17 protein-coding genes and 3 pseudogenes are annotated in these 21,362 nt (G+C 50.4%); 9 read left to right on the top strand and 11 right to left on the bottom strand.

Annotated features, from left to right (window positions below; genetic code table 11):
• Window positions 1–6 precede the first annotated feature (6 nt).
• Window positions 7–1,151, top strand: a pseudogene (locus KQJ19_RS01120) (IS3 family transposase).
• A gap of 1,592 nt (window positions 1,152–2,743) precedes the next feature.
• On the opposite strand, the gene KQJ19_RS01110 reads toward KQJ19_RS01120, so the two are convergent.
• Together KQJ19_RS01110 and KQJ19_RS01105 are read right to left on the bottom strand one after the other, a co-directional pair.
• Window positions 2,744–3,739, bottom strand: coding sequence for a 2-dehydro-3-deoxygalactonokinase (locus tag KQJ19_RS01110; RefSeq protein WP_216403250.1), 996 nt, complete (start codon window positions 3,737–3,739; stop codon window positions 2,744–2,746).
• Window positions 3,740–3,768: 29 nt separating this feature from the next.
• Window positions 3,769–4,923, bottom strand: a complete 1,155-nt coding sequence (locus KQJ19_RS01105) for an iron-containing alcohol dehydrogenase (protein ID WP_064484478.1) — start codon at window positions 4,921–4,923, stop codon at window positions 3,769–3,771.
• 291 nt (window positions 4,924–5,214) lie between these two features.
• On the opposite strand from KQJ19_RS01105, the gene KQJ19_RS01100 reads away from it, so the two are divergent.
• The 7 genes from KQJ19_RS01100 to KQJ19_RS01070 all read left to right on the top strand — a co-directional run bounded on the left by KQJ19_RS01100 (window position 5,215) and on the right by KQJ19_RS01070 (window position 11,666).
• A complete protein-coding gene (locus KQJ19_RS01100; RefSeq protein ID WP_016153306.1) occupies window positions 5,215–6,015 on the top strand; it encodes an IclR family transcriptional regulator in 801 nt (266 codons plus the stop codon).
• A gap of 1 nt (window position 6,016) precedes the next feature.
• The gene (locus tag KQJ19_RS01095) at window positions 6,017–6,967 is read left to right on the top strand and encodes a 2-dehydro-3-deoxygalactonokinase (protein ID WP_216403249.1); all 951 of its coding nucleotides are present in this window, start codon (window positions 6,017–6,019) and stop codon (window positions 6,965–6,967) included.
• A 42-nt stretch (window positions 6,968–7,009) separates the two neighbouring features.
• The gene (locus KQJ19_RS01090; RefSeq protein WP_103777286.1) at window positions 7,010–7,645 is read left to right on the top strand and encodes a 2-dehydro-3-deoxy-6-phosphogalactonate aldolase; all 636 of its coding nucleotides are present in this window, start codon (window positions 7,010–7,012) and stop codon (window positions 7,643–7,645) included.
• Between the two features lie 22 nt (window positions 7,646–7,667).
• Window positions 7,668–8,642, top strand: coding sequence for a tripartite tricarboxylate transporter substrate binding protein (locus KQJ19_RS01085; protein WP_016153309.1), 975 nt, complete (start codon window positions 7,668–7,670; stop codon window positions 8,640–8,642).
• Window positions 8,643–8,695: 53 nt separating this feature from the next.
• On the top strand, window positions 8,696–9,232 hold the full coding sequence (locus KQJ19_RS01080) for a tripartite tricarboxylate transporter TctB family protein (protein WP_103766390.1): 537 nt from the start codon (window positions 8,696–8,698) through the stop codon (window positions 9,230–9,232).
• A 2-nt stretch (window positions 9,233–9,234) separates the two neighbouring features.
• Window positions 9,235–10,746 (top strand): tripartite tricarboxylate transporter permease, encoded by a 1,512-nt coding sequence (locus tag KQJ19_RS01075; RefSeq protein WP_016153311.1) that lies wholly within the window; start codon window positions 9,235–9,237, stop codon window positions 10,744–10,746.
• A gap of 155 nt (window positions 10,747–10,901) precedes the next feature.
• Window positions 10,902–11,666, top strand: a complete 765-nt coding sequence (locus tag KQJ19_RS01070) for an IclR family transcriptional regulator (protein ID WP_047389881.1) — start codon at window positions 10,902–10,904, stop codon at window positions 11,664–11,666.
• Between the two features lie 135 nt (window positions 11,667–11,801).
• Here the strand turns inward: KQJ19_RS01070 and KQJ19_RS23925 are convergent.
• Window positions 11,802–11,912 (bottom strand): annotated as a pseudogene (locus tag KQJ19_RS23925) (Arm DNA-binding domain-containing protein); the annotation flags it as partial.
• Window positions 11,913–12,249: 337 nt separating this feature from the next.
• Between KQJ19_RS23925 and KQJ19_RS01060 the strand changes: the two are divergent.
• Window positions 12,250–12,759, top strand: coding sequence for a hypothetical protein (locus KQJ19_RS01060; protein ID WP_016153313.1), 510 nt, complete (start codon window positions 12,250–12,252; stop codon window positions 12,757–12,759).
• Window positions 12,760–12,871: 112 nt separating this feature from the next.
• On the opposite strand, the gene KQJ19_RS01055 is transcribed toward KQJ19_RS01060, so the two are convergent.
• The 8 genes and pseudogenes from KQJ19_RS01055 to KQJ19_RS01020 all read right to left on the bottom strand — a co-directional run bounded on the left by KQJ19_RS01055 (window position 12,872) and on the right by KQJ19_RS01020 (window position 21,227).
• Window positions 12,872–14,332, bottom strand: a complete 1,461-nt coding sequence (locus KQJ19_RS01055) for a hypothetical protein (protein WP_016153314.1) — start codon at window positions 14,330–14,332, stop codon at window positions 12,872–12,874.
• A 53-nt stretch (window positions 14,333–14,385) separates the two neighbouring features.
• The gene (locus tag KQJ19_RS01050) at window positions 14,386–15,957 is read right to left on the bottom strand and encodes an SLC13 family permease (RefSeq protein WP_016153315.1); all 1,572 of its coding nucleotides are present in this window, start codon (window positions 15,955–15,957) and stop codon (window positions 14,386–14,388) included.
• A gap of 57 nt (window positions 15,958–16,014) precedes the next feature.
• Entirely contained in the window at window positions 16,015–16,650 is a 636-nt protein-coding gene (locus KQJ19_RS01045) for a hypothetical protein (RefSeq protein WP_047389878.1), read from the bottom strand.
• A gap of 37 nt (window positions 16,651–16,687) precedes the next feature.
• Window positions 16,688–17,158 carry a CYTH domain-containing protein gene (locus tag KQJ19_RS01040; protein WP_047497931.1) on the bottom strand — a complete coding sequence of 157 codons (471 nt, stop codon included), beginning with the start codon at window positions 17,156–17,158 and terminating at the stop codon, window positions 16,688–16,690.
• Window positions 17,159–17,438: 280 nt separating this feature from the next.
• Window positions 17,439–18,392 (bottom strand): LysR family transcriptional regulator, encoded by a 954-nt coding sequence (locus tag KQJ19_RS01035; RefSeq protein WP_216403247.1) that lies wholly within the window; start codon window positions 18,390–18,392, stop codon window positions 17,439–17,441.
• Between the two features lie 109 nt (window positions 18,393–18,501).
• Window positions 18,502–18,679 (bottom strand): annotated as a pseudogene (locus tag KQJ19_RS01030) (transposase); the annotation flags it as partial.
• Between the two features lie 433 nt (window positions 18,680–19,112).
• Window positions 19,113–19,508: a VOC family protein gene (locus tag KQJ19_RS01025; protein ID WP_153690292.1), complete on the bottom strand. Its 396-nt coding sequence runs from the start codon at window positions 19,506–19,508 to the stop codon at window positions 19,113–19,115.
• Between the two features lie 669 nt (window positions 19,509–20,177).
• Window positions 20,178–21,227: an alpha/beta hydrolase gene (locus KQJ19_RS01020; protein WP_216403245.1), complete on the bottom strand. Its 1,050-nt coding sequence runs from the start codon at window positions 21,225–21,227 to the stop codon at window positions 20,178–20,180.
• Window positions 21,228–21,362: the final 135 nt, after the last annotated feature.

Here is a 21,362-nt window from a genome sequence, read left to right as displayed (position 1 = left end):
GTGCACATGAGCAGTAAGCGTTATCCTGAAGAGTTTAAAATTGAAGCAGTTAAACAGGTTGTTGATCGTGGCTATTCTGTTTCCAGTGTTGCAACACGTCTCGATATCACTACCCACAGTCTTTATGCCTGGATAAAGAAGTAGGGGCCGGACTCATCCACCAACAAAGAGCAGTCAGATGCTCAGGCCGAGATCCGCCGACTCCAGAAGGAGCTGAAGCGGGTTACTGACGAACGGGACATATTAAAAAAAGCCGCGTACTTCGCAAAGCTGTCCGACTGAGGTACGCCTTTATCCGTGACAACTCCTGTTGCTGGCCTATTCGTCTGCTCTGTAGGGTGCTGGATGTTCATTCCAGTGGTTTTTACGCCTGGCTTCAGCAGCCGCATTCTCAGCGCCACCAGGCAGATCTGAGACTGACGGGACAGATCAAACAGTTCTGGCTGGAGTCCGGTTGTGTTTATGGCTATCGCAAGATCCATCTGGACCTGCGGGACAGCGGGCAACAGTGCGGAGTGAACAGAGTCTGGCGACTGATGAAGCGTGCCGGGATAAAGACTCAGGTCGGGTATCGACCCCCATGAGCGCGTAAAGGTGAAGCCAGTATCGTGACACCCAACAGACTCCAGCGGCAGTTCAACCCGGAAGCACCGGATGAACGTTGGGTAATGGACATAACTTACATCCGAACCCACGAAGGCTGGCTGTATCTGGCCGTAGTTGTTGACCTGTTCTCGCGCAAAGTTATCGGCTGGTCAATGCGACCCCGGATGACAAAAGATATTGTTCTTAACGCACTGCTGATGGCTGTATGGCGACGTAATCCCCAAAAACAGGTGCTGGTTCACTCAGACCAGGGCAGTCAATACACAAGTCATGAGTGACAGTCGTTCCTGAAGTCACACGGGCTGGAAGGTAGCATGAGCCGTCGCGGTAACTGTCATGATAACGCGGTTGCAGAGAGCTTTTTCCAGCTACTGAAACGCGAACGGATAAAGAAATAGATCTACGGAACGCGTGAAGAAGCCCGTAGCGATATTTTTGATTACATCGAAATGTTTTATAACAGTAAGCGTCGGCATAGTTCAAGCGATCAGATGTTACCGACAGAATACGAAAAGCAGTATTATCAACAGCTCGGAAGTGTCTAGATTATCCGTGGCGATTCACCGACGCTCCTATAAAAAAGTAAACCGCTACTATGCTAAATTCAGGTCCGCAGATAAAAAGTATGAGAAAGAAGATCAGATAACCCCTCTTCAGGCCAGCGCCATCAAAAAGCGTGGTACCCGATATGCACGGACGTATGAAATATTTGTCGATCGCAACGGCAACTATCGTGTTTCAAAATTAAATAAAGAAAAGAGTCCACAGGATAATCGATGGCCAACATTATTATTTTTCTCATTGCTAAGTGGGGTTGGTATTATTACTTGTAGCTATTCCTTTAAAAAATAGCGAGCATAATTTTAAGCAAAAACTACAATTAAAAAGTAAGATTCAGCCCTTCCCCCATATCGTTACAGTAAACGTTTTTAATGCGGATTTGTCTCAGCATATTTATGCCTATCGCTAAAATAATGACAAAGGCATGAAAGAAAAAAGGAAATATTATGAGCGTAATGATAATCTCCCGAGACCATTTTTTTTCATTCGGACTCACTACCGTTTTACGCGAGGGGGGATTGTGTGTTTACCCCGTGTTATTTAAAAGCATTACAGATATTATAAAGACTGTTTTTATTAATAAAGGTGATGTTATTATTATCGATGTTGACAGTTTTTCAGATACTACATTTCTGCATCATGACATCAATAAAAAATGTCACTTTATCTATATATTTGATTTACCGCTCCGTTTTCTTAAGATGAACCACAGTTTTTATCTAAAAAAGACCCATCCGGTTACATTATCAAGAGCCTGCAAAATGCAACCGAAATAAGCCATCCTGTCATCAACAGTCGAAATATGAGAAATCTGGAACTTTTTAACCAAGGGCACAGCATTCAAGGCATTGCTGATGAAATTAACATGTGTAAAAAAAGTGTCTACCGAATAAAAAATGAAGTTGTCATCAACAGTGGTTTTTTAAAATTCCATCCTGCTTTTACAATGTATACAATGATTATTTTACTGCAATTACTACCATGAGAAATCACGGCCAATAACCTTATATTTCATTTCAGGATATAGCGATAACTTTTATTGCCAGAATGAATTCTTGCAATCTATTTCCCGGCACATGAGGGTTGCCGGGTATTCTTCATGCCTGATACGGGCGTGATTTGATCAATGCAGGCCGTGTGAATCCCAGACATTACCCCGCCGTTCAGACTTGGCAAGAGTTTGAAATGGTACCGATAATGGAGTCGAACATACGACCTTCACATTACGAAAGCAAGCCAACTCCAAAATGAGTACAACAATGAGTACATTTAAGACAATCCAACAAACAAAGCAATATATATCAATTACATAATACCAAAATCACGGTTTAACGTCTGACTTCAACTCGCTGAGCAGGCTGATGAACTGACCATCCTCCAGAAGGCCGCGACATACTTCGCGAAGCGTCTGAATGGCCTGCGGCCTGAGGATGACCTGGATGTGCCTGCAGGCTTGAGGAAATTGCCCAATAAAATCATTGTTATCTCTTACTCATCCGGTCCTTATGTGCTGTATGCGAAACAGTGAAAAACCACAAAGCCCCGCGTAGCCTGCGAGGCTTTGCTATCTGGTGCGTTACGTCATCTGACGGGCAATATACCCTGCCCCTTTGATCGCCAGTTGGGCGATCTCGTCTTTATCACAGATAAAATGGACCGGGTTCTCAAGTCCATATCGGCTGCGCCATATAGAACGATACATTTCGCAGCGCTGCCGCTTGCCTGTCAGCACAATGTCGCCTTGCAGAGAAAAGCCTAAACGCTCGGCCTCATCAAAGAGTTTCATGTCATCCGCCGCCAGCGCCGCCTGACAAAAAAATGTTCTTTCGACTGCGGTGCACGGCAACGAGAACTCGATAAAACGCGTAAACAGCAGCGTGCGCAGAAGGCCCGCATGATGCACGCTATCACAGGCATATTGCAGGATGTCCGCCGAGAAAAAATCGTCATCCTCTTCTTCCAGCATACTGGCGCCAATAAACGTCTCTTTTTTCAGCGCCGCATAAACCTGCCCGCTCAGACTGGTAATACTGCCGGCGATTCTTCCCTGCGCGTCAATGTGGATAAGCTTGGTTGTTGAACCCAGTTCGATCATCGTCAGCGGCAGGTTCCTGTAAAGCGACGTCATCAGCCCCACGGCCTGAGTCTCTTCCCCGCGCATCAGGTCGATATCCCGCAGGCTGGACCAGCTACGATCCGCCTGCGCATTTTTGATACCAGGGACAAAACGGATCTCCAAATCCAGAGGCAGTATTGCGGGATCTTTTACCTTCACCACCCGGGAGACAAGCTGCTCAAGGCTCACCGGAGCGGTGATATGCGGTATCTCCAGCAGCCCGAGGTTAGAGGTGATCATTCCCGAGGCAATCGCAAAACGCACATCACCGGGCGTCAATTGGTTAGCGTGCAGCAGTTCACTTATCCCTGCGGCAATGGCGTCTCTGAAATCCCCCTGAGAACGGGCCTTCCCGGAGTTAACGCCAACAGCGAGGAGATGTTCAGCAACGATCTCCTCATCGCGTAACAAATAGAGCCGGGTCTGGGTTGAACCGCTGTCGATGATAATAATCATAAGCTTGCTCCTGAGGCGGTGACGTGGGTTTAGAGGCTTTGCTGATAAATGGCGCGAATCTCATCGGCGTCAGGCACGCGGGGATTATTCGCAAGCACGACACGCATCGTGGTAGTGGCATTGCCAATAAACCAGTCGAAATGTTCCTCTTTAACGCCCAGAGAGCTGAGCGACGGCAGCATATTGACGTAGCCCAGCAGCGAACGCACCGCATCAATACTGCTTCTCGCCGCTTCTTCTTCGGTCATATTGAGGGTATTCACGCCAAGCGCTTTGGCGATAGCGGCGAATTTTTGCGGCGCGCTTTGCCAGGTGAATTCCATAAAGGCCATGTAAATGGCGGCAATGCCTTCGGCATGTACGACATCAAGCAACCCGCCCATCGGGTGCTGCAACGCATGGGGCAATGTCGTCCCGGCACAATCAATCGCCATACCCGCCAGCGAACTGGCAAAAGTGACTTTTTCCCACGCCTCAATATTGGTGACATCGTCATAAACCTGCGGTAAATATTTGCCAATCAGCTCAAGCGCCTGTAATGAAAGCATTTCACTCATCGGATGGGCATTTTTCGAAATAAATGACTCCAACGAATGAAACAGGACATCAGCTCCCGGACCGGCAATAACGCGCCGGGGTAACGTCAGCATTAATAAAGGATCAATAATTGCCGCCTTCGGATAAATCAGCGGATTCACCAGCCCTTTTTTGTCATTGGTTTGTGGATTCGTAAATACCGCCGTTTTATTCGCTTCGCTGCCCGTGCCTGCGGTAGTCGGAATTAACACTACCGGTAGCGCCGAATCAGCCGGAGTTTGTCCAAATACATAGTCCCAAATTCCTCCGCTATTACAGGCCATAAAGGCAATGCCTTTTGCCATATCCATCGCGCTTCCCCCGCCAATGCCGACAATCACATCGCATTGCTGTTCACGGGCGAACGCAGCCCCTTCATCGACAAGGGTTGAAAGCGGGTTCTGCATGAAACGATCAAAACAGACGGACGTCACGCCCGCCTGCGTCAATACATCAACCAACGCCGCCAACTGCCCCGTAGGCTTCGCACTATCTGAAGCAATGATCAGCGCCTTTTTGCCGTATTGCGCGGTAATTGTTCCCGCCTGTGCCAGTTTCCCCTGGCCAAAATAGAAATTAACCGGATTAACGAAATTAAATCCTGACATAATTTTTCCCTTATGGTGTGAATTCACGATGAAGTTAATGCGGCGCGCGATGCCCATTAATAATCAGCCATTCGCCTGAACGAGAAGCTACTCAATACGCATCACCGACAGTCCAAAATATATATTTCACCCTGAACCTCAATTGTGATTACTATCGCTTTATTCACCCTAATAATCCCTATATATGAAACACGAGTTTATAATGTGGTATTGTGTGAGCGAATTCATATTTCCAGTTAATTGACTATGGAAATATACCGCCATCAAATAAGCGACCAGGCGGAAATTATCATGACCTCCTCTCCTTCGACTGTGAACGGTGTACAAACGTTACTGCGCGGACTGGCTGCCATCGAAGCGGTTGCCGCAGGACATCATGATTTACGCGCAATCAGTCAGCACATTTCCGCACCGCGCAGTACAACGCATCGTCTGATCAGCGCCCTGGTCGCTCAACGATATTTGCGACAAATTTCCAGCCGGGGCTATTTTCTCGGGCCAAGACTGATTGAGCTGGGCGGCGCATCGCTTGCCGGTTATCCGCTACGCATCGCCGCCCGCCCGCTGCTCGAAGCGCTGGCTCAGCTCACTCAGGACACCGTCCATCTCGGCATTCGCGAGCAAGGCGACGTGTTGTATATCGATAAAATTCCCGGTACCCGCGGGCTGGAGATGCGCTCGCGCGTTGGGCACCGTATGCCGCTGTTTTCGACTGGCATTGGCAAAGCGCTGATGCTCGGCGCGACGATGGCGGAATGGCAGCACTTTTATCGACTGCATAATCCCGGCGCGGACGCCGGTTCCTTTATTCGCAGCATGCACCATTACGCTGAGCGCGGTTACACCCTGGATCTGGAAGAGAACGAGCTCGCCATCCGCTGCGTGGCGGCACCGATTCGGGATGCCGGAAATCATGTTGTCGCCGCTATTTCTGTCGCCAGCATCGCCCCCTACATGCCGGATGAACGCATGCAGGAGCTCAGCGGCATCGTAAAACGTTACGCTGAGGACATTTCCGCAGAGCTGGGCTGGGTGGCACATCGAACCTCTCTGATTTATCCCTTCGTCTCTACGCATGCAAAAGGATCCTGATATGACTGCATTGATCGCCCTGGATTGGGGAACCAGCGCGCTACGCGCCTACCGCTTAGCCGCAAACGGTACCGTGACTGCACGGCGGGAACTTCCCCACGGCATCATGAAATTACCCGACGCGCCCAATCGGCTGATGAGCTTTCGTCTGGCCTTCGACCTGGCCTGCGCAGACTGGCTGGCAGGCGATCCCGCCTGTCCGGTTATTGCCAGCGGCATGATTGGCAGCGCCCAGGGCTGGCAGCCCGCGCCCTATTTGCCTGCGCCCTGCGATGCTCGTCAGTTGGCGGAGCAGTTAACCCGCGTCGATGTCGATGACCAGCGCTGCTTCTATATCATTCCAGGCGTTCAGCAAACGAACCTTTTGCCGGAAGTGATGCGTGGAGAAGAAACCCAGGTGTTCGGCGCAATCGCGGGTGATGAACGCCTGCGTGATGTTCAGGCCAGCGGCAGAGAATCGCTGATTGCCCTGCCCGGTACACATTCAAAATGGGTGAGCGTCACGCAGGAGAAAATTGACCGCCTGCGTACGTTTATGTCGGGGGAACTTTACGATGTGCTGCGCCACCATTCGATACTGGGGCTGACGATGCAGCCCCCTGAAGCTCCTGACTGGCAGGCTTTTGCTGAAGGCATCCGCGTCGCCCGCCAGCAGCCAGGCAATTTGCTCGGCTCTCTCTTTTCGGTGCGTACCCGGCTCCTTTGTCAGCAGCTATCGCCGCAACAACAGCCGGACTATCTCTCGGGTCTCCTGCTGGGCAATGAGCTTGCCATCGCGCTGGATGGGATCTCCGCCGATACCGACATCACCTTAATTGGTTCGCAGCCGTTGTGTCAGCGCTACCAGCGCGCCATGGCGATTTTTGAATGCCGCAATCCGGTGTATATCGCTCCCGGTGCGGCGGAACAGGGAATGTGGCAGGTAGCGCGTTACGCCAGTCTTGTGGCCTGATTTCCCGTTGACCTTTTTCTCGACCAACACCAGGAACTGACTATGGATTTTATCACCACGCTACGTCAAACCGGTCTGATTGCCATTCTGCGCGGTATACCGCCCGAACAGGTTGAAGCCGTCGGAGCCGCCCTGTATGAACAGGGATTCCGCATCATCGAAGTCCCGCTTAATTCGCCTGAACCCTTGCTGAGTATTTCACGTCTGCGTCGTATTTTACCTTCGGACTGTTGGGTGGGCGCTGGAACGGTGATGACCGTGACTCAGCTGCATGACGTGGCGCAAAGCGGCGGCCAGCTGATTATCTCTCCCCATACCGATCCGGTATTAATTGAAGAGACAAAGCGCGCGGGATTGATAAGCCTCCCCGGGGCGGCGACGCCAGGCGAGGCTTTCAGCGCGCTGGCGAAGGGAGCGGATGCGGTGAAACAGTTTCCCGCTGAGGCGATCCCTCCCGTCGTGGTGAAAGCGTGGCGCGCCGTGATCCCCGCGGCGATCCCGCTGCTGCCCGTTGGTGGAATCACACCGCAGGCAATATCCGACTATCGCGCTGCCGGAGCCAGTGGATTCGGCCTTGGCGGCGCGCTTTACCAACCAGGTATGACAGCAGAGCAAGTGGCCAGTCGCGCCGCTGACTTCGTGACCGCCTGGAGAACGTCCTCGCCCCTTAATACATAAAAAGAACCAAACGGAGTTGACTATGAAAATTCAAAAATTTACCTCTGGATTATTAACCTCGCTGTTAGCCGCCAGTTCATTACTGCTGGCAAGCCCGACTCAGGCGGCAGATTATCCTACGCGCCAGATAGAGCTGATCGTCCCCTTCGCCGCTGGCGGCGGCACCGATCTGGTGGCGCGCGCATTTGCTGAAGCCTCTAAACCGCACTTTCCGGTCGGCGTTGGCGTCATTAATAAGCCTGGCGGAGGCGGCGCAATTGGTTTTAGCGAGCTTGCTGCATCGCGCCCTAACGGCTACAAGCTGGCGATGGGCACCGCCGAACTGACTATCCTGCCCTCTCTGGGAATGGTGAAGTTTAAAACGGAGGACTTTACTCCACTGGGTCTGTTCAATATGGAACCCAGCGCCGTGACCGTTAAAATCGACGCACCATGGAATACGCTGGAAGAGTTCCTCGCCTGGGCGAAAGAGAATCCGGGCCAGGTCAGGGTAGGCAACTCAGGAACGGGCGCAATCTGGCACCTGGCAGCCGCGTCGCTGGAAGATAAAACCGGCGTGACCTTCAACCACGTTCCTTTCGATGGCGCGACGCCAGCCGTCACCGCGCTTTTAGGCGGGCACATTGAAGCCGTTACGGTGAGCACTGCGGAGGTCCTCAACCAGGTTGAGGATGGCAAGCTGAAAACACTGGCCGTAATGAGCACTCAACGTGACGCCAACATGCCTGACGTCCCCACGCTTCAGGAAAAAAACATCGATCTGTCGATCGGCGCATGGCGTGGGCTGGTTATCTCCAGCAAAACCCCGCAAAACGTGATCGATTTTCTGACCACCGCTATCGCCGCCACTGCCGATGAACCCTCTTTCAAGGAAGCGTTAGCCAAAATGCGCCTCAACTATGTCTGGCTCGATCGTGCTGAATTCCAGGCATTGCTTGAAGAGCAGCAGCGCGATTTCTCCGTCACCATCGAAAAACTGGGCCTCGGTCAAAAATAACGGTGACGTCCGGCCATCCCCCTTTGGCCGGATAGTCCTTATGGGAGTCGTTTATGGTTGAAAATCCGTTAACTCCGACAACGCCGCCAGCGTCTACGGCAGAACGACAATGCTACATTTTGGTCGCTCTGCTGCTGTGTCTGATCGCCGTAGTGGTGCTGGCGATTGCCAAAAGCTTTCCTGCAACGTCCATTTCTACGGATATCGGGGCGGGCGCATTTCCTTCGGTTTATAGCTGGTTGCTGATTATTCTCTCGTTGATCTTAATTGCTGGTCAGTTTTCTGGTACCACGTTACGCCGGCTGATGGTTCTACCCACTCGCCCCACTCAGGGGTTTGGACGCTGGACGGGGCCGTTTTGTACCGTCGTCACCTGCGTGGCATACCTCTACGCCATGCAGCTTTTTGGCTACCTGGCCGCAACGGTACTTTTTATGATGCTGATTATGAAAATCTCCGGTATCCAACGCTGGTGGGTTAATGGGCTGCTGGCCATCGTGCTCTCCATTACGCTGTATATCCTCTTTTCGCTGGCGCTTAACGTTCCGCTGCCGGAAAGCAGCCTCCTGGAATCGCTGACTCTGGAGTAATTATGTCCCAATTTGATCTTATTCTCGGCGGCGTAAATAGCTTGCTGGCCCACCCGGAAGCCATTTTATTTTCAATGATTGGCGTCTGGCTTGGCATCCTGGTGGGCGCGTTACCGGGCCTGACTGTCACCATGAGCGTTGCCGTAATGCTGCCTTTTACCTACGGCATGGATCCGATTTCTGGCTTACTGATTATCTCCGGCGTCTTTTTTGGTGGCGTTTATGGTGGTTCGATTATTGCCATTCTGCTCCGGATCCCCGGCACGCCAGCCGCCGCGGCAACGGCGATTGACGGCTATGAACTGACGAAAAAAGGTCAGGCCGGTGTGGCGCTGGGTACGGCGACTTTCTCCTCTTTTTTCGGCGGCACCCTCAGCATAATCGTGCTGATGTTCCTCTCGCCGATTCTGGCCGAGGTGGCGCTAAAATTCAGCGCCGCAGAGACGTTTGCGCTAGCCGTTTTCGGCTTAAGTATTATTGCCAGTATTTCCGGTGAATCGCTGATTAAGGGGCTGATCGCTGGCGTTGGTGGTTTGCTGGTCGCGACCATTGGCCTCGATCCGATGGGCGGATTTCCGCGTTTCACCGGCGGTTTTGTCGAGCTGATGAACGTGCCTTTTATCCCGGTGATGATTGGCCTGTTCGCCACTGCAGAAGTGCTTAAGTCGCTGGAAAAAGACGAGGTAGTGAGCAAGACGGTGCAGTACGCTATTGGTCGAATCATTCCGCCGTGGTCTACGTTCAAACGTCTTATTGTCACACTGCTGCGTTCCTCCGGTCTGGGCGTGTTTATTGGCATGATTCCCGGCGCGGGGGCGGATATTGCCGCTTTCGTTTCTTACAATGAAGCGAAGCGCTTTGCCAGGCCGGAAGATCAGTTTGGCAAGGGTGAACTCAAAGCGGTTTCGGCCTGTGAAGCAGGCGCTAATGGCTGCACGGGCGGCGCGCTGTTACCTATGCTGACGCTGGGAATTCCTGGTGACGCCACGACGGCGGTAATGCTGGGCGCGCTGACGCTACAGGGAATGCAGCCCGGGCCTCGACTATTTACCGAACACAGCGACACGGTCTATATGCTGTTTGTCGGAATGCTGTTTTGCTATCTGATGCTGCTTATTCTTGGCCTGGTTTCCGTTCGTTTCATCGCCAAAATGATCAACATTCCCAAGAGCGTCCTGACTCCGCTGATCCTCGCACTGTGTATCGTCGGCACCTATGCTCTGAACAACAGCATGTTTGACGTCGGCATTATGCTGGTCGCGGGCGTGATCGGCTATTTCATGCAAAAAGGCGGTTTCCCGGCTTCTCCTGTCGTGCTGGCACTCATCATGGGGCCGATGGCGGAAAGTAACTTCCGTCGCGCGATGTCGCTGTCCAACGGGAGTTTTGATTTCATTTATACCCGTCCCATCACCGCCACGCTCCTGCTATTGGCGATGCTGACTCTGTTTGGCCCAATGGTACGCAAGGCCATAGCCGCAAGACGCGCACGTAAAAATCAGTTGCTCTCCTGAGTGAGCAGAAACGGGCAGAAAATCCGTCACTGTTACACGGAATTTCTGCCCGCGGTGGCGAAATCACGGCGCGGTTACATTTTTATCACACAGAATCGGTTATTGTTATCGTACTGATCTTAAACATGAATATGACCACTGTATCAGGGTGAATTATGGATGCTCAACCTACCGAAATTACGGGAGTACAAACCCTACTGCGCGGTCTTGCTGTTATTGATGCCGTCGCGTCAGGATGTCGGGATTTACGCAGCGTCGGCGAGTTTACCGGAACCAGTAAAAGCACGACCCATCGGCTGCTCAGCGCGCTGGTACAACAGCGTTTTCTTCGCTTCACTCACCACGATGGCTATGCGCTCGGCCCACGCTTAATTGAGCTGGGCACCCGTTCACTGGAAAATACGCCGCTTTATCCTCTGGCGCGCCCCTTCCTGCAACAGCTGGCGGATTTTACCCGCGACACGGTTCATCTGGGGCAACGGGAAGGCGCGGAAGTCCTGTATATCGATAAAATTCCTGGCCAACAGGGACTGGAAATGCGCTCGCGTATTGGGCATCGCATGCCGCTGGTGCTGACCGGCATTGGCAAAGCGCTGTTACTCGACGCGGATGAATCCGAATGGCGTCAGCTTTTTTTAGCCCATGGCGAATTATGTCATCTCCCGGACTTCCTCGCCCGGATGCGCGGCTACGCCGACGCAGGCTTCGCGTTCGATCTTGAAGAAAATGAGCCGACGATTCGCTGCGTGGCGGCTCCGGTTTACGATGCCGGAAACCATGTGGTCGCGGCCATCTCCGTCGCCAGCACGGTCATCTATATGCCGGACGCGCGCATGCAAGAACTCGTCCCTCACGTCAAAGAGTGCGCTAAAAAAATATCGCTGGAACTGGGCTGGCGCGCCCCTTCTTTTACCCCGTAATCCCACCGCTTAATGTCAACATCCTTGAATGTTAACGGGCGACATATCGATTGCAGCTATGTCGTCTGTTGCTGTCCCGCGAGTAGAGTGCCCCACTGCCGGGTTCTCCAACATGCAGGTTCGAAAACACACTCTTTTTCGTGCAAGAGAAGGATCGTTGCCAGCCGCGAATGTCCTTTTAGCCTCCTGACGCTGACTTCTGGCTTCAGCCAGAGAAACATCGGGGTAAACGCCAATAGCGGACAGGAATAATGAATAATACCGATCGGCACGATCGACAGAATCGATTATGAACAAGCAAATGCTTTATCGTCGGACGTGGAAAACTAATCGAAAAAGAAGGACCAGACACAGCGGCAACGTGGAAAACGGTGTGTGTAGCAGCCTACAAGGCCTGGCGGTCAATCTATTTTTGACGCAAAGAAACTAAGGTGAACTATCAGAGCAGGTTATCATTCAGATAAGCAGAATAGATTTTTTGTTTATAATTTATTATGTTAGCTTAAATTAAGACGCGGGATCGTACTCATCCTGGCTGCAATTCTGGTCTTATCTAATAGCACCACGCGTGCGGGAGGAAAAAATGAGTCAACCTGTTTATCAGAATATCGCGCAGGAAACTAAAACCTCCCTGGATGAATGCTTTGCTCAGCGGGTGATTCCTCTGGAGCAGCAGTATCTCGCCGGGCTTCAGGCGCTGAGAACAACACTTTTCGGTCAGCAGGAAATGGCTGAGCTTTCACCCGCGCAGCGTGACGAGCTGACCGCCTGGGTTGACGAACTCGATCGTCGCATCATCACCTACCAAACATTGTGCACCAAATATCTGAACGCCCTTAACTCTGAGCAGCAGCGTGAATTAATGACCTTTATGCTCTTCGGTGATACCCGGACAGCACGGGCACAGAAGAATATCCAGGAACATATACAGCTGCGCAGCGAAGCCGTGAGCAGAATCAACGAGCGGCTGGCCGATCTGCACTCTCCTGAAGCGCTCGAACGTCAGCTTCAACAGCGGCTGGAAAAAGAAATCCACATCCGCCGTTTTCTTGACGAATCCACCCACTATCGCCCTGTGCGTAAAACAGGCTGAACGGTTGCTCAGCTTTTATTGCCGGATGTCGGCGTAAACACCTTATCAGGCCTACAGATGTGGAACCCGCAGGCCTGATAGCGCTGCGCCATCAGGCATTTTATCTCTGTCGTCAGCCCTCTTCGCTTTCTGATTCCCCGGCAGTAAAAACTGGTTCAATGCGCTTGATACCCGCGCTGTTAATAATGATGCGTGCCCGCTCCAGAAAACTCTCTTTGCCATCCGTCACCCGATGAATAAGGTTGATGTGATAGACCTTTTCCCCGTACAGCACCTGCTCATCATCCAGAGTCGGTAATTCATTCAGCAACTCATCGGTGTATTTCAAAAAAGGGGTGATATCCAGGCGCGTAATATCCATCACAGAACGATTCACGGCGGAAAACATCTGGTCCCCGCCGCGCAGATGAACGTGTTTGGAGTAGTGCAAAATGTCTTCGCTCAGATAATAGTTTTGAATATCCAGAATGTGCACCTTACGGCGCATCGTCCTGACGTCATCGGGTAGCTGACGCTCCCCCACAAAGACGAAAGATTCGTTGCACTTACCGACCGGAGAGCGCAGGTTTTTATAAATTATCTGCTGTCGGTCAGGTAACCAACGGCGAAATGTCGAAAACAATCGCGCCCGAAATCCCTCTTTCATTCTGTCTTTAAAGATATAGCCAATCACCATTGCGAGAAATAGTTGAAAGCTCAGCGCTCCGTATTTCCCCTGCCAAATAAACGCCACCGCCGTCGCGAAAATCATCGCAATTGCCGCGGCGATTCCGGCAATGGTATGCGCCAGAAAGGTCTCGCCTTTTTTACGCCGGATATCCAGATACATTGGACTGCTGATATATTTTTTCAGGGTATTAACGTGATAAATCACCAGTTCGTTATCCGAATTAGGTGACGGGAAAGTCCCCGGATGATTGGCTTTGCGATACAGCATCTGCTCGCGCCAGAAAATACGCAGAGTATCGTATCCCGGTGAAGGCGAAAGATCATTGAGCAATTTACGCCCATAGTGCGTCAGCATCAGTGAGAGGAATTCGTCACCATAGTCAATGATGCGTAACGCATTGACCTCAGCCACCTTTGACATTTTTATCCGCATCCGACGATAGTTATTGAGAATATCCTCTGCGGTGGCGGCGAAGCTCAGCAGCGCCTGCTCCTGTTTGTCTTCACTCAACTTGCCGATATAACGTACCTCTACGTGAAGCGCCCGTTTGAAGGTCAGGCAAAACATTTTGAGTCGGTATTCAAAACCCTGCGCAGAGGTATCTTTGCTCTGTTCGGTAATTAACCGTTCAATTGTCCCTAGCGTCTTCGGCACGCTGACGGACAATTTACGCAGCGACAGGGTGGGAGGACGCAGGCGAATATAGTTCTTCAGGTTTTGCTGAAAGGCCTGCGGCGGAAATGTCCAACGATTGATCTGCAAACTGGAAGGAAAGAATAGCCAGGTTTCAATATGGTAGTTTTCGCTTCGTAGAGGTTTGGTGCCGACTTTCTGCGGGAAAAAAATCCGCTGCTTAATTTCGATACAGCGTTTTCCTGATGCTTTTATCGTATCGCCTGGCATCTTTGCCTCCTGCAAATCAGGCGGTAATTTGAATTACCGCCTTCACATCAATGCTACCAGAGGGCGCTATTGAACCCCATCAGCGGCATGACATATTGAGTCCATAAAATCAGTAACACCCAAATAATAGCCATCTGGATAATACCATATTTGAAAGACTCACCGGTCGAGTAGTGATCGAGCAGGTAACTGATGTTTGCGGGTTTAGAGTTAAAGTAGAGCACGTAAACCTGGTTAATCAGGAATGCCATCGGCAGACAGAATCCCACCACGTCCCAGCCGAACTTTTTAGCGATACTGATAATGATCGGGAACATAATGATGGTACGTGCCGTTTTACTTTCGCTCACCAGCGTGGTGATGGCGAACACGCCGCTCAGTACGGCAAAGACCAACAGTTTGCCGCCACCTGAAGGGTCGATCTGCCATTTATCAAACAGGCTGTGAATATAGAGGCCGACGATATCTGTCTGATCGACCATTCCGCCAAGGACGTAAGCACCAAAGCTGAACATCAGCATATGCCAGGGAATGTCCGCGTCGTTCCACTTCATCACGCCCAGCGCCGGAAGTTTGCACACCGAAGGCATCAGAACAACGCAGGCACCCGCCACGGCGATAACTTCGGCACGCATACCGTGCACCCGGTCGGTTGCCCACAGCAACAGGACGATAATAAAGGTCAGCGCCGCGCGAACTTCACCCGCGCTAATCTTACCGAGCTGCGCCAGTTCCCCTTTCAGGCGATCCATGCCGCCTTCAATTTTCGGCTTAGCATCTTCTTTCTTAATGGGGAAAATCCAGCGAGTTCCGGTGTACCAGGCAATGGCACACTGAATCAGCGCCAGTGGACACAGGGCAATGAACCAGTCGCCGTAATAGACTTTGAATCCCGCCTGCTCCATCATCGCGACCGCCAGCAGGTTAGCTGCGGAACCGGTAATAAAGGCGCTGGCCGACACGTTATTCGCCAGCAGGTTCAGCAGCACCATGTTGCGCCCGACGTTATTGCGTTTTTCCCCGCCGGTCGCACCGTAGATGGCGGCGATAACCATAAACAGCGGTAACAACAGCGCCGTTTTCGCTGAGGTCGCACTGATGAACGCCCCGAGAATCAGGTTGAGTAATATAAAGCACCAGAACAGCAACGAGATATTATTCCCCATGCGTACCAACAGCCAGAGCGACATACGCTTCGCCAACCCTGTCACCACCAGAGCGCTGGCCATGATGAAGCTGGCAATGTTCAGGATCATTACTGGCTCACCCAGCATGGCAAACGCAGGACGCATCTTCATTGTGCCGGTCAGGATCACCGTGACGACCACGATAAGCGAGGTGAGATAGTTCGGAATCGCCTCCGTCAACCACAGCACCAGCGAGGCAAGAAAAATTCCCGTTGCGCTGTAACAGTTGGCCGGAGGAACTTTGGTTTGGGTATCGAACATTTCGATAGGCCCGACCCACTGTAAATGAAAGAACAGGAACAGCAGGATAGCCAGCGGCATACCGATGAATTTGATCCGCTCCATCCAGATACCGGCTTTAATCTCCTTGAATTTCTCCAGAGAATAATTGCTCATATCCAGCGGATCGAAAACTTTCTTAGCGCCTTTGTCTGACATGGCCATGTCTCCTTATGCGCCTCCATGGGCAGCAAGCTACCCATGGAGGCGTGAATTTCACATGCCAACAACCTGTCTGGCGGCTTTCAGATAATTCGTGTTAGGCAGTTCGTCGAGCCCCAGCGCCGCAACCGCTGCCTTAATTCCGGCATAATCTTCACTTTCGCAACAGGCGGTTTCGACCATCGCACCGTTAAACCATACCTGCGCGTATTCGCTGATGATGCCGTTAACGGAAAAACCGTAGCGCATTTTCTCTACCTTAACCGGTACTAAATCGCTACTGGCCCGCGCCATATTGGTAAATTCTTCCAGGGTATAGCTCTCTTTATCCAGCGCCATGTTGACCTGGAGGTGCTGCAAAATGGTGGCTAACTCCTCGCGCTGCACCGGGAATTGAAACTTGCCGCGCGGCTGGAAGATCTCATAGCCTTCAGGGGTTTCGCCGGTTTTCGTTTTGATATCCAGCAGACCGTCGCGGACTTTAACGTTAACCGTATCGGTATGTAGCGACAGAAAGTAGGTCTCTTCCGGCATCTTACGAGCCTTAAATAATGTGGCTTTGGCATCCCACATTTTTTCTTTTACCCGTTCGATAATGCCGTGGCCGAATACGCGGAACTCCGCGCGAGGAATGATTTTTTCAGCGTCGCTCGACGACGTGGCGGTATTCTTATCCATATGCGTAGCCATTGTAATTCTCCTGTTCCATTAAGAATGGTGAATGCCGCTATTTATCCCATTCGGTAAAAGGATGGGCGACCAGATTGGAGTTGAAGTAGCGCGGATCGCCGCTCACCTCTTCACCAATCCACTCGGGTTTATCGAACTGCTGCTCTTCACTTTTCAATTCCACTTCTGCGACGATCAGTCCGGCGTTAACCCCCATAAATTCGTCGATTTCCCACACCACATCACCCACCGGGATTTTGTAGCGTTTCTTTTCGATAATGGGACGCTCTGCCAGCTCATCCAGCATGGCACAGCAATCGGCATACGGAATTTCGTATTCATATTCAGTTCGCGTTGCAGAAACGGTAACTCCCTTGATGGTCAGGAACGCCTTATCGTTTATCGTCCGGATACGAACGGTTCTCTCTTTTATACTGCTGAGATATCCCTGACGATAAACGGTTCCCTCTGCAAGTGCGCGCCACTGCTCTGAGCACACCAGGAATTTCCTTTCAATTTCTTTAGCCATCTTAAGCCTCTCATTGTCGGAACATCTGTCGATAGTTATTCACTATCTCTCTTAATTGACTCCATATTAGGCAGGCTTCTGGCAGGATTAAAAATTGTAAATCAGTATCAGACCTATAAGCTCAGTTTATAGATTGATGTCGATCATATTTATTATTTTCTCATTAATTTTAGAGAGTTAAATTTGATAGGGGCGTAAACAATGTGTTCGGCTTATAGGCTGTTTTTTCAGACATAAGCGTATGAGTCCTTGTTGTATCAAGGATAATGAACAATGCCACTTAGCGATGATTATGGAATATATTTTCCAGCAGCTCAGGAAAACTCCCCCACTCATTATCTGGAGTGTCATCATAAAGCAGTGAAATAAAGCCGAGGGCGGCGCGGGACAGTGAGTGCTCCCCCTGGTAAACAAGGTAGTAATCTACCGCGAGATTAAAACCTTTGACATGAAGTTCAACCAGCTCACCGCTGTTCAGCTCATCGGATATCGCCAGATGAGGAATCACGGTTACGCCATAACCGCTGCCGATAAGCCGTTTAGTCGCCTCCAGATTAGAGAGCGTCACACAGTTTTGCGGAGCGGTGTTCGCTGAGTGACGTTTAAACCACGAATTTATTTTGGCTCTTATCCGCGTTCCTTTCTCACGCATAATGAAAGGTGATTGTAGCAATTCATCCGGACTCATATCCCCCTTGGCGCATGCCGCCAGGGGGGAGTGCTTGCCCACCACTACTTTGTAGTTTTCCCGATGCAGAAATACCTGTTGTAACGGAGAGCGAATTACGGAACGTCCGGCAAAACCGATCTCAACCTCGCCGCTGGCGACCAGTTCCGCAATGTGGTGCGAGTTACCGGTCAGAATTTCCAGTTCAATTCCCGGAAAGCGTTCGTGGAAACGCTGAATAAAACGCGTGAGATAGTAAGTGCCCATCACGCCCGTCGCCCCGATGGTCAGACGGCCTACCTGTAGTTTACTGATGTCCTGAAACACGCTCTGTACTTCATCAAAAAGATGAAAAATACGCTGTGTGTATTCAAACAGGACTTCGCCTTCTTTGGTCAAACTAATTTGCCGACGGGAACGATCGAATAATGACACCTTCAGATAGCTTTCCAGTGCCTGGATCTGCATGCTGATGGCGGGCTGAGATAAAAAGAGTGCCTGTGCGGCCTTAGTAAAACTGCCGCTGATAACAACCTGGTGGAACGTCTTAAAATGGTCAATATCCATATTTAGGTACCAGCGGTTAGAGTTGCGTTTAACGATTCTGAATATGAATATACCGAATTAACACAGAAAAAGCAGGGGAGCATCCACGCAAACAGGGCGTTACCATTGTTATACGTACCTGTTCCGGGGTTATAGGGGAGGCATTTGGCATTTTACACTGTCGTTCATCCCGCAGCTGCAACGGTGTAGTTCTGGCCAAGGACCAGTTGAGCGGATTCGCGTTTAAACTCTGCGCTGAAATTTCTTTTTTTCGTTGGGACACCTGTATTGTTCTGAGATGAGCATATCACCTCTGTTCAGGTGGCCAAATTCAATAAACCACTACAGTAGAAATAAAAGGGATTTTGCGAATTTAGCTAAAGGTGGTTAAGTAATAAGTGAATTAGCTCAGTCATATTATCAGGTGATAATAACCATTATTTGCAAGTAAAGAGTTAAAGTCGAAATTGCAACTTTCTGCAGGTAGACCAATGATGCTTTCTTTTGGCATCCGAAATTTTTATATTTCCGATCCAGAGGGGAATCTGCTTGAAATAGGAAGCACGAACGAGAAGTTAGGGGGCGCATGACGGAGCAGTTGCAGGCATGCTGACCTCAGCCATACAGAGGTGTCATATATGGCGATAGCCAAAACGTCTGCAGTCCCCAACGAGTTTAGTGTTGGTCCGGATAAACGTGTATCAACAGTCGGGTGTTATGCCTCAAGTAATGACACCCCTGTTAGCCTCCAAGCGGCGTAAATAACTCAATCAAGTTTTCCTCCGGATCGTACAGATGAACCACTCTCACACCCCATTCTGGCATATCCATTGGCTCGTTAATGAATTTAATCCCTTTTAACGAATAGGCCTCAAAGCTTTCATCTACATTATCAACCTCGAAACAAACCATTGATTTTTCGCGATATATTATCGTTTTTTCTCTGTCAGCATTTCCAATAATTGGTGCCATCAGATCAGAAGTAAAGATAGCAAGACCTTCTATACCTTCGGCGACTTTGAAGCTGGCATAGCAATCTTCAATATCCCAGACAGCTTCCAAACCAAGCTTCTGGGTGTAGAAATTGAAACATTTGCGGTAATCTTTGACTAACAGTCTTACATTGTTGAATTTCATATATTTTCCCTTATATTTACATAAACCACAAAAATGCAAGTTTGAGCATCTGAGCGTGACTATTAATTTGGCTTATCAGAGATAAGCTCTGTCAAAATTCAGATATATCATCCTGGTGCTCCTTTGTATTCCTGAAAGTGTGATTATTCCAGTTCAGTTCCTGTATATTCTCTCATTGAGCTTATTGTTTGCGTTGACGACATCAGATTATAGCTTTTCTTAGCAAGTTAAAAGGTGGGTATCGGACTAATAGCACAACCGTGTTTGCATTTTCCCGCTGTGACCGTCCTGCAAGTAACCTGAAAGGCGTCGGGTATTAGCACTTAACGCGTTAAGTATTATTTTAAAGTTTTTTCCGACGAACAAGTCGCCTGAAGAGGAGAACGCCCGCCTCAAGAAGCTGCAAGCCGAAGCCATGCTGGATAAGGAGGCACTCAATGCCGTAATGCTAAACCTAAAGTTGGCCTGTACCACGAAGTAAAACCTTACAGGCAAATAATAATCCTCAGATGTCCCTGCCGTTTTATGAATTTCATTCATAGCGGCTATTTAATGTGCGTAATTATCTTTCCTCCCGACTTCGTTAGTCTTGGTCACATGCGGACACACTCATTATGTCCTGATATGACCAGCCTGAGTGGCTGGCCAAAGGTATCGTCTGATAGGGGGTTAAATACTCTTATCGAAGAAGACGTCCAGCTTTTGCAAAGCCTTGTCGACGTACTCAGGAACCCAATACGTCTCGATATGGGTAGCGCCATCGATCAAGAAGAGTTCTTTGTCTTTTGTACCGGTGGCTTTCGCAAACGCATCTTCCGTCATATAGAGCGTGTCGGCTTTTGTACCAGCAATCATCAGCAGCGGTTTATTGATGAGATTGATATGGTCCGTAACGTCAAAACTCATCAAATCCAACAGGCTACTTGTCGTGTATTTAAACGTAGAGTTCGGGTGCGCGTGAGTTTTCCAGTAGTACTCATAGCCCTGTCGATATAAGGCAAAAGGTAACTTAGCGATCTGTTCATCAGTCAGATTGGCATCACCGGAGTACAGGACTTCACCTCCGGAAGTTTCCTGAGCACGTGCGTCAGAAGCCTGCTGAAGACGCTGCTGAATAGTATCCAGCTGTGAGTCCTGAAAACCGTTGCGCCGCACCAGGCCTGAATTAAACATGCTGATGGTTGCGATCGATTTAAACCGTTGATCCGTTTCGGCCGCAACAAGTGAATAACCGCCACCTCCGCAAATACCCAGCAGACCGAGGCGGGAAGTATCCACTCCCGGATACTGGCTGATGTAGTCAGCCATGCCGTGGATATCCTCGATGCGATTAGCGGGTTTATCCACGCTGCGAGGCATCCCACCGCTCGCGCCCTGATAAGCCGCGTCGGCAGTAATCGTGATGTAGCCCTGCTCGGCGAGACGCTGGGCATACAAGCCTGCGACCTGCTCTTTTACGCCGCCATTCGGATGTGCAACCACTACGGCAGGGTATTTTTTGGCGGGATCGTAGTTAACAGGGGTATAGACATTCGCAGCTATCTGAATGCCATGCAGATCGTACTTCACCGGATGAATGTTGACCTTGCCTTTGACGTTCTCAGTGATGGCACCGTCATAGGCCAGGGTGAATGGATTTTTTTTGTAATCAGCCGCATTGACTGAGGTGGCTCCGGTTATTGCCGTGAGCAGTATTGCAGTTAACAGATTGAATTTCATGGTCTCTCCCGATGAGTTTCAGGCTTGCGGATTTAAATGTGCAGACTCAGGTTAGAGAGAGAGGCCTGTCAGCATCGTGACAGGTAAATAACATTTTTGTCAGCAAGCAGGCAGAGATGGCTTCATGTTTCTGAC

Origin of the sequence: Citrobacter sp. S46_ASV_140 (genome assembly GCF_018919545.1) — a bacterium.
Classification (GTDB): Bacteria; Pseudomonadota; Gammaproteobacteria; order Enterobacterales; family Enterobacteriaceae; genus Citrobacter; species Citrobacter braakii.
Note: the sequence above shows the minus strand (reverse complement) of the source record. Positions and strands in the feature narration are given on the sequence as shown.

Bases quoted from the DNA above. Each gene is read 5' to 3' on its own strand.
- KQJ19_RS01110 (WP_216403250.1), bottom strand. From the start codon at position 3,739: ATGATTATTATCATCGACAGCGGTTCAACCCAGACCCGGCTCTATTTG.
- KQJ19_RS01105 (WP_064484478.1), bottom strand. From the start codon at position 4,923: ATGTCAGGATTTAATTTCGTTAATCCGGTTAATTTCTATTTTGGCCAG.
- KQJ19_RS01100 (WP_016153306.1), top strand. From the start codon at position 5,215: ATGACCTCCTCTCCTTCGACTGTGAACGGTGTACAAACGTTACTGCGC.
- KQJ19_RS01095 (WP_216403249.1), top strand. From the start codon at position 6,017: ATGACTGCATTGATCGCCCTGGATTGGGGAACCAGCGCGCTACGCGCC.
- KQJ19_RS01090 (WP_103777286.1), top strand. From the start codon at position 7,010: ATGGATTTTATCACCACGCTACGTCAAACCGGTCTGATTGCCATTCTG.
- KQJ19_RS01085 (WP_016153309.1), top strand. From the start codon at position 7,668: ATGAAAATTCAAAAATTTACCTCTGGATTATTAACCTCGCTGTTAGCC.
- KQJ19_RS01080 (WP_103766390.1), top strand. From the start codon at position 8,696: ATGGTTGAAAATCCGTTAACTCCGACAACGCCGCCAGCGTCTACGGCA.
- KQJ19_RS01075 (WP_016153311.1), top strand. From the start codon at position 9,235: ATGTCCCAATTTGATCTTATTCTCGGCGGCGTAAATAGCTTGCTGGCC.
- KQJ19_RS01070 (WP_047389881.1), top strand. From the start codon at position 10,902: ATGGATGCTCAACCTACCGAAATTACGGGAGTACAAACCCTACTGCGC.
- KQJ19_RS01060 (WP_016153313.1), top strand. From the start codon at position 12,250: ATGAGTCAACCTGTTTATCAGAATATCGCGCAGGAAACTAAAACCTCC.
- KQJ19_RS01055 (WP_016153314.1), bottom strand. From the start codon at position 14,332: ATGCCAGGCGATACGATAAAAGCATCAGGAAAACGCTGTATCGAAATT.
- KQJ19_RS01050 (WP_016153315.1), bottom strand. From the start codon at position 15,957: ATGTCAGACAAAGGCGCTAAGAAAGTTTTCGATCCGCTGGATATGAGC.
- KQJ19_RS01045 (WP_047389878.1), bottom strand. From the start codon at position 16,650: ATGGCTACGCATATGGATAAGAATACCGCCACGTCGTCGAGCGACGCT.
- KQJ19_RS01040 (WP_047497931.1), bottom strand. From the start codon at position 17,158: ATGGCTAAAGAAATTGAAAGGAAATTCCTGGTGTGCTCAGAGCAGTGG.
- KQJ19_RS01035 (WP_216403247.1), bottom strand. From the start codon at position 18,392: ATGGATATTGACCATTTTAAGACGTTCCACCAGGTTGTTATCAGCGGC.
- KQJ19_RS01025 (WP_153690292.1), bottom strand. From the start codon at position 19,508: ATGAAATTCAACAATGTAAGACTGTTAGTCAAAGATTACCGCAAATGT.
- KQJ19_RS01020 (WP_216403245.1), bottom strand. From the start codon at position 21,227: ATGAAATTCAATCTGTTAACTGCAATACTGCTCACGGCAATAACCGGA.